Consider the following 14,409-nt stretch of genomic DNA (forward strand, 5'->3'; position numbering starts at 1 on the left):
CTAGATTCTTTCTACTTGTACTAAATTTTGATTAACTATATTGACGATGAGGACACTTGCTCCGCTTTCTATTGAGTCACCGTTTGTGACGGCATCGAGTTCCCTGAAGGCACCGTTGATGCTGATCTGGACTTTTCCATTGCCCGTTCTGCTGGCTGGAATGCGCAGATAAACTGTGGCGGTTTTTTTAAGAGTGCTTTCTATTTTAAATGTATTGTCTTCGGCCAGTTTCTGGAGCTGTTTGATGATCATGAAGAACAATGTGATGAATGCCATTCCTACGCCCAGCGAAAGCGCAACTAATATGGTTCTGTTGGGAATGGTATTGTATAATGAAATTCCTGTCCAGCTGAGTCCCAGTAGAAAATTAATCAGGTTCCGGAAAGTGAACAGTTGAAAAGGCTCATCGCCATGTTCCAGATCGCCGTCAAAATCGGCATCAAGTCCGTCCGCCGCATCTGAACCTAAAAAGGTCATTATGGTCTGAATAGCAAAGATGGCGCTTACGGGAATGGCGATATACCAAAAGGTGCGTAAGAGCGGTTCGAGGGTGTTAAAATAATCCATTACCGTAAAAATAACATTTTTTTTGAATTTAGGAAATCTGATGTTGTAGGTATCTGGTCGTTGCGAAACTCAAAACCATAGATTGCCAGGCTTGTTTATAGTGTGTAAACCTTAAAACATCAAACTATGGAAACCCACGATAAAGACAAGGCTACAGCGCCTGAAAACAATCAATTGAATGATGATGCCCATTTTGAAAATGCAGATGTTGATCCTGGATTTTTGGGGCATCAGGACGAGCATAAGCCTTTAAAAGGCAGAGAAGACAAACGTGAACATAACATTGATGCGAATTTGAGCATCAAAGAAATGCGGGAAGCGAAAGAAAAAGAAACGAAGGAAAGCGACTCATCTGCAGATCAGCAGAACGATGCACTGAATTATGGAAACGATCGGGAAAACGGGAGTTACAATCCCAAGAATATTTAATAAAAATGTATTGTGATTTCAAAAGCGAAAGTCAAGGATAGAACTTAACTTTCGCTTTTTTAGCTCTTAGTTTAACTTTTGCTTACCGCTAATGTTCATGAGCGTTTGCAAAAGGACAGACGTCCCGACAAAGAATAGTCCTGCATAAAAAGACAAATTGACTTGTTTCCCTTCGGAGAAGAACAGAAATGCCATGATGATCGCATAGATCGGTTCCAGATTGAAGCTCAGGTTAACGGTGAACGCAGGAATCCGTTTCAATGATTCTGCAAACATGATGTACAATGCTACGGTACAAAATAACGATAGTAGTAATAAGTACCCTATATCTTCTAAACCCGGAAGCAGTGTTGAGACCGGAAAAAAGTGAAGGTAGAAGGGCATCAGTATTCCAAGGCCTACAGTGCCACCAAGCATTTGGTAATAGTTGATCAGCTTGCTGTCGTAGTTTTTCATGTACCTGTGCCTAGGATGCTTTTAGGTCATCTTCAAGTTTACAACGTGGCACGTTCGAGCTTGGATCGTCTTTGAATGATACGGCAACGATCCAGGCTAAAACGCGGGTGGAAGCGAATGCGTTTCAATTATAGGCGCATCCTTAACACATCTTCAAATGTAATCAGTCACTAATGGAAGAATTGTATTCGCGTAACATAAATTTATATGACAAATTCGTCTAGTTCTATAACATTTTGCCTCGACTTTGGTTTCCACCTGACGTAGTTGTATGCTTGCTTCCTAGTTTTAAAAGTCGTAAGTTACGGCTTCTAACACAACCGAATATGAAACTAATAAACTTTACCCTTCTGTTTTTTTTAGCCGAAATCACCATTTGTAGCGCCCAAATTAAGGTAGATACACGCCAGTTCAATCCAAAAAATGAAGCCGAACTACAGGTTAAAGGCAACCTTTTGGAGTTTAAATGGCCAACCGCCGCCGGACAAAAAGGAACTGTTGTCCTGGATCTTTCTGCTTCAAAACCCCTCTTTCAAAAAATTGCTTTGAATAAAGGTGCCAGTCAGAAACTAATCTCTGAAAATTTAGATCCTACTTTTATTTTGAGTATTGGTAAAAGAGATCTGTTGTCTCAAAATGGCTGGAATATTTTTTTTGATAAAGTTCCGCTAAAACCTTTTAAGAGCTTTCCAGTGCAGTTTAAGAAGAAGACCGCTGCTGTGAGGACTGAAGGTAGCCATACCATAATCCGAATTGGTGAAATGCAGTGTGAACGCTTCGAAGGTGTATTGGAAATCACCTTCTACAATGGGAGTCCATTGTTCAATGTGGCAGCTGTAATGAGTACAGATGTAGATGCAACTGCGGTGGTTTACGATGCAGGTTTGCTGAATAAGGCAGATAGCTGGAAGCAAATTTCCTGGACCAATACAGGTGACACCTTGGTACATGCAACAGTGGATAAATCTAATGCTGCAAAAGACCTGGCGGTGAAATACCGAAGCATTACGGCCAGCAGTGCGCAGGGTACTTTAGCCTTGTTCCCCGCGCCACATCAATATTTTTATCCCCTGGATGAAGCTTTCAACTTAAAGTTTACCTGGTACGGCAATAACTATCGGGATATGGCTCCCGGTTATGGAATGGGAATCCGCCAGGAACTAAAAGGAGACAACCGTTTCGTGCCTTGGTTCAATGCCCCGCCAAACAGCAAACAACGCATGAATTTCTTCTGCTTGTTGACCGATCAGGATGCTGCAGATGCTTTTACAGCGGTAAAGCGGTTTACTAATAACGATAAATATGTAAAGCTGCCTGGATTTAAAACCATGTCTAGTCACTTTCATAATGAATTCATTATGAATGTAGTACTTGCAGGAAAGCCTATCCCCGAAAAGCCAGAGTTTGTAGAGGTTTTTAAACGTCTGGGAGTAGATATGGTGCATTTGGGTGAGTTTCATTATACCGCAAACCCAAAAGGACCGGACGAGAAACGTCTCAAAGAGTTGAAAGCGCTCTTTGAACAATGTGAGCGCTTGTCTGACCGGGATTTTCTCCTGATGCCAGGTGAGGAACCCAATGAATTCTTTGGTGGTCATTGGCTCCAAATCTTCCCTAAGCCGGTTTATTGGGTGATGTCGAGAGATAAAGGTGTGCCTTATGTGGAAGACCGACCTGGGTTTGGTAAGGTGTACCATGTGGGAGATAAAAAGGACATGCTGAAATTGCTGGAAGACGAGCAAGGGCTGGCCTGGACGGCACATGCGCGTACTAAAGGTTCCGTGAACGCGCCCGATGTATACGCACAGGAAGACTTTTTCTTGTCTGACCGCTTTATGGGGGCTGCCTGGAAGGCCATGCCTGCAGACCTGTCGCAACCTCGTCTGGGCGGACGTGTACTGGGACTGCTGGACGATATGAATAATTGGGGTCTGAAAAAGACAGTGATTGCAGAGGCAGATCTGTTTACGATTACCCATCAGAATGAGATGTATGCGCACAACAATGTCAACTACCTGATGCTTGATAAGATACCAGACTATAAAGAAGGCTGGAAGCCGGTAGTAGAGGCGATGCAGAAAGGAAAATTCTTCTCCAGTACCGGAGAGGTGCTGATGCCTGAGCTGAAGGTGAATGGTAAGCATTCGGGAGAAACCTTAAGCCTGGCTGCAGACGGTACTGCTGATGTGGCAGTAAAGCTGCGCTGGACTTTTCCTATGAACTTTATAGAGGTGGTGTCTGGTGACGGACTGCGCGTATACCAGGAAAAAATAGATCTGACTAAGACTAAAGCATTTGGTGATCAGCTTTTCCAGTTCAAGGCCAATCTGAAAGGTCGTAAATGGTTAAGGGTTGCGGCTTGGGATATTGCAGCAAATGGTGCATTCAGCCAAACATTTTACATCCAGCCTTAGTAACCCCTGATGGGAATTTGTTTTCCTTAAGTCAGAAAACAGCGGTATATTTTTATTCAAAAGATATACCGCTTATTTTTGATAACAGTGTTAACCAAATTGACAGGTCATGGGGATTGCAGAACGTAAAATCAGACAAAAAGAAGAATTCAGGGCGAGTATATTAGAAGCTGCCTGGTTGCAGGTTTTGAGTGATGGATGGCAGTCTTTGTCAATACGGAAAATAGCCGATGCCATTGAGTACAGCATTCCTGTGATCTATAATCATTTTGAAAACAAAGAAGCAATATTACTTGAATTTACAAAAGAAGGTTTTGAAAAGCTGGCCGATACACTTGCAGAAGTGAAGGGAAGGCATTTGGAGCCTGCAGCACAGCTGGAGGCCATGGCGCATGCTTACTGGGACTTTGCATTTGAACATAAAGAATATTATCAGCTGATGTTTGGGCTGGGGATTCCAGCCTGTGACAGGGTAAACCAGATCGCCGAAATGAAGCAGATGGCTACGGTGATGATTTCCACGATCAAAGAAGCGATTGCCATGAGCAGCAGGAAAGACACAGATTTTTTTCTAAAATACCATACTTACCTTTCGATACTGCATGGCCTGGTATCTATACAAATGATCCAGAAGGAGGGGAAACCTGACGAGAGTAAAAAAATGATCCTTCAGGATGCGATTTCGGGATTTATCAGTTCCCTCGTTACAGTTTAGCTATAAAATTATATATTTACAGGTAAAGATTAACTCATAATTATAAACTGACAAAGAATTCTAAAAAATGAAGAAGTTATTCAATACCAATTTTAATAACAACAGCGTTCATTTCATGCTCCTCCTCTTACGGGTGGCTTTTGCTGTATTTATGATTACTCACGGTTACGGAAAACTGGTGATGATCACTTCAGGAGGGCCAATCCAGTTTGGAGACCCAATTGGTATTGGTACTGCTGTTTCTTTATACCTGACCGTGTTTGCGGAGTTTTTCTGTTCCATATTGCTCCTGTTGGGCTTGGCCACCCGTTTCGCCTTGATTCCTTTAATCATCACCATGATCGTAGCGGTATTTATAGTTCATGCAGCAGATGATTTTGGTACGAAAGAAATGGGACTTCATTACCTGATTGTATACCTGTTCCTGTTGGTGGCAGGTCCCGGGAGATATAGTGTAGATAGCCTGATCGGAAAATCGGGACGCAGACGCTAATTTCGTTTGCTTATATCTATTGTTGACCAATATCCGTTATAGCGTTATGAAAAGAATTTTAATGGCATGCTTAGTACTGGTAGTGGTATCGGGTTGCGGAATAAATAAACAGGCACAGCAGATCAAGGCCTTGGAAAAATGTACCTACAGGATTACTTCTGCGGACCAGGTGACTATTGGCGGTGCCGATGTAAAAAAAATGATCAATGATGGTGACATCAATATGGCCAGCTTACCGGGCCTTGCACTGGGTTTACTTAGAAAAGATGTTCCGTTGAGGGCACGTCTGAACCTGGAGGTGAAAAATCCGAGTGCTAATGATGCGGCGATCAATGAATTTGAATATAAAATATTGATCAATAACCAGGAACTGGCCAATGGTTTTGTCAATCAGGAGGTCAACGTTGGCGCAGGACAGGCTACGGTAGTGCTAGTCAATATGGAAGTGAATGTGTATCCTTTTGTTTCCAATAGTAAAGTAATGGGAGAGATCAGTGATTTCATCAAGAGCGGAAAAGGCGGTCCGGAGAAAAAAGGAATGTTGACGCTGAAGATCAGGCCTAGCATCAAGGTAGGTAACTCCCTGGTCAAATATCCGGGATTCATTACTATAGACAAAGAAGTAAGCAGTAAAATTCTCCTATAAAAAGTGTAGTATTTTTGCAGTAATGTTACGGTTTTAGTTGGGATTAAAAAGTACAGATTGCGGATTTTTGGTTAATTTCGGAGACTAAGATCTGTATATGAAATTTCGTTTTTACCTGCTGCTCATTACCGCGGTTTCCCCTTTATTTACACGTGCCCAAATGCAGCGACAATTGAATGCCGCTGAAATCAAACAAGGCCTGGAGGCTTTGAAGGTGAACGGTAGTGTGTTGTATATAGCTGCTCATCCGGATGACGAAAATACACGCTTGCTCGCCTATCTGGCAAAGGAGAAAAAACTGAGGACAGGGTATCTCTCCCTGACCAGGGGAGATGGGGGACAAAACCTGGTCGGGAACGAACAGGCAGAGTTATTGGGGCTGATCCGTACGCAGGAACTGCTTGCAGCCAGGAGGACAGACGGTGCCGAACAGTTTTTTACCCGGGCGAATGACTTTGGTTTTTCGAAAAATCCGGAGGAGAGCTTTAAGATCTGGGACAAACAAAAAGTCCTTGCCGATGTCGTTTGGGTGATCCGTAAATTTCAACCGGATGTGATCATTACCCGTTTCCCTGAAGATTCCAGAGCCGGGCATGGACATCATTCCGGATCGGCGATCCTGGCACGTGAGGCCTTCGTGGCAGCAGCAGACCCCAAGCAGTTTACCGAACAGCTGGCTTTTGTAAAGCCATGGCAGTCAAAACGAATTTTATGGAATACTTTTAATTTTGGTGGGAATAATACCACTGCTGAGGATCAGCTAAAGCTGGATGTAGGCGTATACAATGCACTATTAGGAGAGAGTTATGGCGAGATTGCTGCAGAAAGCCGTTCGAATCACCGGAGCCAGGGCTTCGGCACAGCAAGACAAAGAGGAGCATCCACTGAATACTTTGTACCTGTCGCAGGCGAAAAAGCTGCTCAAGATATATTTGAAGGAGTCGACTTGAGCTGGGGCCGCGTAAAAGGCGGGGCTGCCATTGCGCAAATGATCAATCAAGTCAATACGGAATACCAGGTATCTGCCCCTGCGAAAATTGTTCCGCAGTTGGTCGCCACATTAAACGCAGTGGAAACGCTACCGGAGAGCTACTGGAAAACCGAAAAGATAAAGTCATTAAAAGATTTGATCGTAAATGCTGCTGGTCTTTGGTTTGAAAGTACTGCACCTCAGTCGCAATATGCTTTAAACCAATTTGTTCCCTTGACTTCTCAGGTGGTGATGCGTCCCGGTGCTGATGTCAGCCTCACTCAGATCTGGCCAACGGCTGTACCCCTTGTAAAAGGGATTACAGAGACCAATAAATTGTTGAGTTTTGAGGGTAGCATGGTTGCACATCAGCTGTCCCAACCGTATTGGCTGAGGGAAAAGCATCCGATAGGGATGTATCAGGTACCGGATCAGGCATTGATTGGATTTCCTGAAGATCCGGGAGTATTGCGCACAAAATTTACCTTTACGATTGCAGGGAAGTCCATCACTTTTGAACGACCGGTGGTTTACAAGTCGACCGATCAGGTAAGAGGTGAGTTGTACCGTCCACTCGTCATTGCCCCACCTGTGACTGCAACTATGGCTGAAAAAGCTTTTGTTTTCAATGGCAATGAACCGAAGCAGGTTGTTTTGCAGTTGAAGAGTTTTCAGGAGAATGCTTCCGGAACTTTAGTCCCGGTTTTGCCTGCGGGCTGGAAAGTCTCTCCAGAGAAACTGGATTTTAAACAGCTTAAGAAAGGCGAAGAGCAGACAGTAGTACTCAAGATTACTCCCGGAGGAAATGCCAACAGCGGAACGTTGTCTCTGAGCTTGACTATTGATGGACAAACTTACCATCATGGATTGCGTATACTGGACTACGAACACATCCCTGTACAGACACTATTCCCTTTTGCTGAAGCAAGTGTAAACAGGATCGACCTGAAGCTTGCAGGAAAAAGGATCGGCTACATTGCAGGAGCCGGAGATTTGATTCCCGAATCCTTAAAACAGATTGGGTATGAAGTGAGCAATCTTAGCGAGGGTCAGGTGATCAACGGAGACCTTTCTTCCTTTGATGCGATAGTGACCGGGGTAAGGCTTTATAATGTGAACGACAATGCAAAAGCAATGCAACCGAAGCTGATGAAATATGTGGAAGAGGGTGGTGTGCTATTGGTGCAATATAACGTGAACAGCCCGCTCCGCCTGGAAAATCTGGGGCCATATCCTTTCCGACTATCCAGGGACAGAGTGACGGAAGAAGACGCTAAAGTAAGTTTGCTGTCGCCGCAAGATGCTTCACTGAATTACCCGAATAAGATCACTGCCGGAGATTTTGATGGCTGGATACAGGAGCGTGGTTTGTATTTCGTTACTGACGCAGATTCGAGGTATACCCCCTTGCTGAGTATGAATGATACGGGGGAACCTGCAAAGAATGGGGCTTTGCTTGTCACAGATTATGGCAAAGGCCGTTATGTATATACCGGGATTTCCTTCTTCAGGCAATTGCCAGCGGGGGTGCCGGGTGCCTATAGGTTATTTGTCAACCTCCTTTCCGGCAAAAAGAAATAATATTTATTTAGGCAGGTATGGCGCATAACAAGAATTTAGAGGAAAAAACAGAACCGCAGGAGCTTCCGCCTTTTGTAAAATCCTGGCAGCAGTTTTACCGTTTGCTGATTTGCTGGCTTGTCTTTCTGATCCTGATTTTTTACGCCTTTACTAAATATTTCGAATGAGCATTTTAGACTGGTCTGTCCTGATCATCACCCTTGTGGTTATTGTTGTATATGGCATCTACAAAAGTAGAGGGGCGCAGAATATTCATGGCTATTTGCTGGGTAACCAATCTTTGCCCTGGTATCACGTATGTCTTTCCGTGATGGCTACGCAGGCGAGTGCGATCACCTTCCTCTCGGCACCGGGGCTGGCATATTCTTCGGGGATGAGTTTTGTTCAGTTCTATTTCGGTTTGCCGCTGGCTATGATTGTACTTTGCATCACTTTTGTGCCCATATTTCACCGATTGAAGGTTTACACGGCTTATGAGTATCTGGAGCAACGCTTCGATTTGAAAACCAGGGCACTTACCGCATTTTTGTTTCTGGTGCAGCGAGGACTGTCTACGGGAATCACGATCTATGCACCTTCCATTATTCTCTCTACGATACTTGATATCAATACCACGTATACCACACTTTTCATTGGTAGTCTGGTGATCTTTTATACAGTATATGGGGGAACTAAGGCAGTTTCCTATACTCAGATGCTGCAGATGAGCATTATCTTTTGCGGACTTTTTGCTGCGGGGATTATGGTGGTACAGCTACTTCCTGCCGATGTGGGATTTGGAAGGGCGATCAGCATAGCAGGGAAAATGGGCCGTACCAATGCAATCGATTTTAAGTTTGACCTCAACAATCAATATACTGTCTGGACCGGTTTGATAGGCGGTTTCTTTTTACAATTGTCTTATTTTGGTACAGATCAGAGCCAGGTTGGCCGGTATTTGTCGGGTGCTTCCGTGAGCCAAAGCCGCCTTGGACTGCTGATGAACGGATTAGTTAAAATTCCAATGCAGTTTCTGATCCTGCTGATCGGTGTATTGGTATTCACTTTTTATCAATACAATCGTCCGCCGGTATTCTTCAATAGTTTTGAGTTGAACAAGCTGGAAAAGAGTAAGTACGGCCCGCAATTGAATCAAATCAAAAATGACTACGACAGGGCTTTTGATGCAAAGCAAGCTGTGGTTAGGCAAATGAATCAGGCGCTGGATCTGGGAGATGAGTCTGCTATTGGTCTGCAGCGCAAAGCTTTGCAAGCTGCAGATGAAAAGGAAAAAGCAATCCGTACGCAAGTCACGGAGCTAATGCTGAAGAACGATAACCAAGCCAATGTAAAGGATAATAATTATATCTTTTTGAGTTTTGTAACGCAGTACCTGCCAAAGGGATTGATAGGTTTGTTGATTGCTATCATTTTCCTGGCATCTATGGGCTCTACTGCAAGTGCGCTAAATTCCCTGGCTTCCACGACGGTGATTGATATCTATAAACGCTTGATCAAAAAAGATGGTTCCGATCGTCAATACCTGCAGGCATCCAGGTTGGCAACTGTATTTTGGGGTGTGGTTTGTATTGTTATGGCCCTGTATGCCAGTAAGATCGGAAACCTATTGGAGGCGGTGAACATTTTGGGTTCCTACATTTACGGAACGATACTCGGCGTATTCCTGGTAGCGTTTTATGTGCCATATGTGAAGGGCAGAGCCGTATTTGTTGCTGGAGTGTTTGCTCAATTGCTGGTTATTGTAATCGGGCAGCTGGACTTGGTAGCCTATTTATGGCTGAATGTGATCGGCTGTGTATTGGTGCTCGTATTTTCGGTGACGCTGCAAGGACTTTCCAAAACACTGAGCGCTGAAACATAAAAAAGCGGATGTTTTTCTGAAAAAAACATCCGCTCACTTCTAATCTTTATTCCTACTTCTTCGCTTCTGCAATTAAAGCAGTAGTCAACCTGATGTATTCGGCATTTTTAATTTCGGTGGCAATTTTCAGTCCTTCTTCAGCAGTTTGCAGGGCGGCTTTTTTATCACCTGACTTCAATTGAACGCGACCTTTCCAAAGTTTCACCCAAGGTTGAGTCGTATTGTTTGCATCTGCTGCGTTCATCCACTCCAGTGCTTTGTTCAGGTCTTTGCCATTCTCAAAATAATATTGAGCAGCCTGGAAATAAGGTTTTTTTTCACCTTTCATTGCTTCTTCAATTCCTGCCATTACTTTCGCATCTACGTCAGTAGCAAGATCAATGCTTACGGATGTATTTTCCCATAGCAACTGCAATTTAGCTGAAGTCGGGTACACATTAGCAAATTGGATTGTAAAAGTTTCTATTTTTTCCTTGAGCGCAACTGGTTTTACTTTGATACGCAGGACATCTTCAGCCTCTTTGTATTCATAAGCTCCCCATTGTTTCGCACCCTTATTCAGGATAATGGTCCATTCGCTTTTTCCTGGTATGGTGAATAATCCGTAATCTCCAGCCGGGACTTCTGTACCGCCAAATTTTACAGGCTCAGAGAAAGTGATGATGGTAGCGGAGTTGGCACCGGTGCGCCATACTGTACCATAAGGTTCCAAACCGCCAAAAATGCTGCGTCCTTTGGTATTTGGGCGGGAATAGGTCAGTGTAATTTTGCCTAAACCAAAGTTTTGGCTAATCGTTTGGCCGCTACTTGCCTGAGGCATTTTTAGGCCTTGGGCCTGCAGCGTAGTGTTTAGTGATACTGCCAGGGCAAGTACCAACAATGTTTTTAATGTCGTTTTCATCAGACTAAAGTTTTGTTGCTGCTAAATTACAGTTCTTGAGCATTTAATGCTTGAAAAAATCCTTATGTATCTGAAACTTGACTGAGGAATGAAAATCATTCCCTAAATTAGCCTCCATGGCTAAAATGTATTGTTTCTCTCTTTTTCTAGCGGCATGTTTATGTTCTTTTTGTCCGGCATTGGCGATGAAAGATCCGGGAATTGAAGCGGGAGTTTCAAAAAAACTTGCCGATTACCGCAAAGGTGTCATCAGCAATGTCAATTATGGATTGTCCTTCGACATTCCTGCAGAGAGAAATGCAGGAATTGCAGCATCCGAAAAATTGAGTTTCAATCTGAAATCCAATCTTTATTCTCTGCAATTGGATTTTAAAGCTGCTCCGGAGAAACTAAAAAGCATAAAAGTAAACGGAGCATCAATAGCCATAAAATACCTTTCCGAGCACATTGTAATTGCGGTGAAGTATTTAAAAATAGGTAGTAACCATATCGAGATCAAATTTGAAGCAGGGGAGGGGGCGCTGAACCGTAATGCAGATTATTTGTATACGCTATTTGTACCAGACCGGGCGCGTACCGTATTTCCCTGTTTCGATCAGCCTGATTTGAAGGCAAGATACGATCTGAGCCTAAGTCTTGCAGCGGATTGGAGTGCCATGACAAATGGTGGACTGAAGCAGGAATCTATAAATGGTACAAGAAAAACACTTCAGTTTAAGACATCTGAGCGTATCAGTACTTACTTGTTTGCATTTGCTGCAGGGAAATTTAGCCTTGAGCAAGATAAGGTAGGTCAGATGACCACGGATTTTCTGTACCGGGAAACGGATAGCGCAAAGTTGAAAAATAGCATGAAAGAGATATTTGCTATTCATGATCAATCTCTTAGGTATTTTGAAGACTGGACGGCCATTCGGTATCCCTTTCAAAAATTTGGTTTTGTGGCGATTCCTGATTTCCAATTTGGGGGGATGGAGCATCCCGGAGCTATTCAATATAAAGCTGCATCCCTGTTTCTTGACGGGGGCGCAACGAAAGATCAATTAAACGCACGTAGTAATCTTATCGCCCATGAAACTGCACACATGTGGTTCGGCGATTTGGTGACGATGAACTGGTTCACTGATGTCTGGATGAAAGAGGTTTTTGCCAACTTTATGGCCGATAAGAGCACAGAGGGAAATACTGGTGCAGATGTGTTTGATCTTAAATTTTTGATTGATCATTTCCCTGCAGCCTATGGTATAGATCGTACCACCGGCTCAAACCCGATCAGGCAACCACTGGACAATCTCAAAGATGCCGGAACTTTGTACGGAAATATCATCTACCATAAAGCACCAATTATGATGAGGCAGCTGGAGCGTCTGATGGGTAAAGAGAAATTTCAGCAGGGCGTGAGGGAATATCTGAAGAAGTTTTCAAACGGGAATGCTTCATGGCCGGATTTAATCGGCATACTGGACCAGTACGCAGATGCAGATCTCCAGAGCTGGAACAAAGTCTGGGTTGATGAAACGGGAAGGCCAATCATAGATTATAAACTGGAGCAGCAAGATGGAAAAATCACGAAGTTCAACATTTTTCAACGTCCAGAGTATGGCAAGGCAAGGATTTGGCCCCAGTTATTTGAACTTTTACTGGTTTATCCTGATCGTACAAGGGAGCTTACAGTTAACCTGAACAGTGCAGATGTAGATCTTACCGCTGCCAAGGATATGGATGTGCCGTTATTTGTATTGTTCAACTCGTCCGGCCAGGGATATGGGCTATGGCCAGTAGATGCCAAGATGTATCCACAATTGTATCAGTTGCAAAAGCCACTTAACCGGGCGTCTGCTTATGTCTCACTTTATGAAAATATGCTCAATGGCAGGTTTATAAAGCCAAAAGAATTATTGAGCCTACTGATTGAAGGTCTGTCCAGAGAACAGGAAGAATTAAATGTGAAACTGATCTGTGGATACCTAAACAATATCTACTGGAATTTTATGACCCAAAAAGACCGTGAAGCCATTTCAGTTACTTTAGAAAATTCTATTTGGGCTGCACTTCAGACCCAGACGAAAGTCAATAACAAACGGATTCTCTTTAAAACTTACCAGGATGTATTTCTTTCGGCTGCGGCTAAATCAAGATTGTATGCGATATGGGAACAAAGTAAGCCAGCTCCTGAAGGTTTGAAAATGAATGAAGACGATTATACTGCTCTGGCATTCAGTCTCGCTTTAAGGGATACGGAAAACACAGGCGTTCTTGCGAAGCAATTGACGAGAATCAGTAACCCGGACCGCATAAAAAGATTTCAATTTATCATGCCTGCTGTATCCGCTGATGTAGAAGAAAGAAACCAGTTTTTCGAAAGTTTGGCTTTAAAGTCAAACAGAGAAAAAGAAGCTAATGTAGCTACAGCATTAGCTTATCTCCACCATCCACTTAGGCAGGTAACTTCTGAAAAGTACCTGCGAAAGAGTCTGGAGTTGCTGAGCGAAATTCAGGTGACTGGTGATATCTTCTTTCCTTATAACTGGCTACAGTCAACTTTTGGTAGTTACCAGAGTACAACTGCTGCACAGACTGTTGGCGAATTTTTACAGCAACATCCAGATTACAATCCAAAATTAAAAGCAAAAATCCTTCAGGCAGCGGATAATCTGTTCAGAGCAGAACAGTTATTGAAACCCTGATCACTGTGAAAGTTCCCGATAACTGATTTTGTAGACTTCGTTGATATTGTTTCTCGTGATGGTAACCTCTGAAGGATAGTTTTGCTCGTTATACCGATAACTATAAGTGATGTGTTCTGATTTAAGTCCTTTGGCCTCTGCGCTTACGGGGTTGTTCTTTGTGGGATAAAAGAAATCGTAACCTAGTTCTCTGAACAGGATCCAAAAGAAAGCGACATCTTTAAAAATCCCGTGTTTGACGTCGTAATGATAGCTAAAACCCATGCCCGAATTCTGATTGAATTCTGTATTAATGTCTGATAAGTTGCCTTCAGCATCATAGCTGAAAGTGTTCTGTTCGGAAAGGACATGATCCGGTCCATAATAATGTACTTCGGCTATTCGGTTTTGTGAATCGTAGCTATAAGTATAATTTCCGGTGGAGATGTTTACTTTTAACTCTTCTTTCCATGAATTCACGTTGATGATCTTCCTGTTATTTGCCTGAAAATCCAGGAAACCGATCGGTTTTTCCTGATCATAATACCTTATTTTGAATGGCATTTCATTTTTATAGCTGATCTCTACTTTCTTTTTGCCTGAGTTTTCCAAGCTTGTCAGTAATGCCGTCTGATCCTGGTATCCAAGAATGACAGTCAAATTTTTTGATTCGAATTTTACTGGTAGAAATACTTTTCGATTATGTGTTT

12 protein-coding genes are annotated in these 14,409 nt (G+C 43.2%); 8 read left to right on the forward strand and 4 right to left on the reverse strand.

The window, feature by feature from the left end; genetic code table 11:
- Positions 1 to 567: a hypothetical protein gene (locus WAE59_RS00790; protein WP_337854013.1), complete on the reverse strand. Its 567-nt coding sequence runs from the start codon at positions 565 to 567 to the stop codon at positions 1 to 3.
- A gap of 126 nt (positions 568 to 693) precedes the next feature.
- Here WAE59_RS00790 and WAE59_RS00795 point away from each other — a divergent pair, with 126 nt between their 5' ends.
- On the forward strand, positions 694 to 996 hold the full coding sequence (locus WAE59_RS00795; protein WP_337854014.1) for a hypothetical protein: 303 nt from the start codon (positions 694 to 696) through the stop codon (positions 994 to 996).
- A gap of 66 nt (positions 997 to 1,062) precedes the next feature.
- Here the strand turns inward: WAE59_RS00795 and WAE59_RS00800 are convergent, their stop codons facing one another.
- Positions 1,063 to 1,452, reverse strand: a complete 390-nt coding sequence (locus WAE59_RS00800; RefSeq protein WP_337854015.1) for a DMT family transporter — start codon at positions 1,450 to 1,452, stop codon at positions 1,063 to 1,065.
- A gap of 326 nt (positions 1,453 to 1,778) precedes the next feature.
- On the opposite strand from WAE59_RS00800, the gene WAE59_RS00805 reads away from it, so the two are divergent.
- From WAE59_RS00805 to WAE59_RS00830, 6 genes are all read left to right on the forward strand, one after another.
- Positions 1,779 to 3,866 (forward strand): hypothetical protein, encoded by a 2,088-nt coding sequence (locus WAE59_RS00805; protein WP_337854016.1) that lies wholly within the window; start codon positions 1,779 to 1,781, stop codon positions 3,864 to 3,866.
- Between the two features lie 109 nt (positions 3,867 to 3,975).
- Positions 3,976 to 4,581: a TetR/AcrR family transcriptional regulator gene (locus WAE59_RS00810; RefSeq protein ID WP_337854017.1), complete on the forward strand. Its 606-nt coding sequence runs from the start codon at positions 3,976 to 3,978 to the stop codon at positions 4,579 to 4,581.
- Positions 4,582 to 4,648: 67 nt separating this feature from the next.
- Complete coding sequence (locus tag WAE59_RS00815; protein WP_337854018.1) at positions 4,649 to 5,074, forward strand: DoxX family protein; 426 nt, start codon at positions 4,649 to 4,651, stop codon at positions 5,072 to 5,074.
- A gap of 46 nt (positions 5,075 to 5,120) precedes the next feature.
- Positions 5,121 to 5,720 carry an LEA type 2 family protein gene (locus WAE59_RS00820; RefSeq protein WP_337854019.1) on the forward strand — a complete coding sequence of 200 codons (600 nt, stop codon included), beginning with the start codon at positions 5,121 to 5,123 and terminating at the stop codon, positions 5,718 to 5,720.
- A 97-nt stretch (positions 5,721 to 5,817) separates the two neighbouring features.
- Entirely contained in the window at positions 5,818 to 8,271 is a 2,454-nt protein-coding gene (locus WAE59_RS00825) for a PIG-L family deacetylase (protein ID WP_337854020.1), read from the forward strand.
- Positions 8,272 to 8,434: 163 nt separating this feature from the next.
- A complete protein-coding gene (locus tag WAE59_RS00830) occupies positions 8,435 to 10,132 on the forward strand; it encodes a sodium:solute symporter (RefSeq protein ID WP_337854021.1) in 1,698 nt (565 codons plus the stop codon).
- Between the two features lie 52 nt (positions 10,133 to 10,184).
- Here WAE59_RS00830 and WAE59_RS00835 read toward each other — a convergent pair whose 3' ends face one another.
- Positions 10,185 to 11,033 (reverse strand): DUF2911 domain-containing protein, encoded by an 849-nt coding sequence (locus WAE59_RS00835; protein WP_337854022.1) that lies wholly within the window; start codon positions 11,031 to 11,033, stop codon positions 10,185 to 10,187.
- A 116-nt stretch (positions 11,034 to 11,149) separates the two neighbouring features.
- Between WAE59_RS00835 and WAE59_RS00840 the strand changes: the two genes are divergently transcribed.
- Complete coding sequence (locus tag WAE59_RS00840; protein WP_337854023.1) at positions 11,150 to 13,720, forward strand: M1 family metallopeptidase; 2,571 nt, start codon at positions 11,150 to 11,152, stop codon at positions 13,718 to 13,720.
- Here WAE59_RS00840 and WAE59_RS00845 read toward each other — a convergent pair whose 3' ends face one another.
- Positions 13,721 to 14,359: a hypothetical protein gene (locus WAE59_RS00845; protein WP_337854024.1), complete on the reverse strand. Its 639-nt coding sequence runs from the start codon at positions 14,357 to 14,359 to the stop codon at positions 13,721 to 13,723.
- Between the last annotated feature and the right edge of the window lie 50 nt (positions 14,360 to 14,409).

It is taken from the genome of Pedobacter sp. GR22-6, from assembly GCF_037402555.1.
Classification (GTDB): Bacteria; Bacteroidota; Bacteroidia; order Sphingobacteriales; family Sphingobacteriaceae; genus Pedobacter.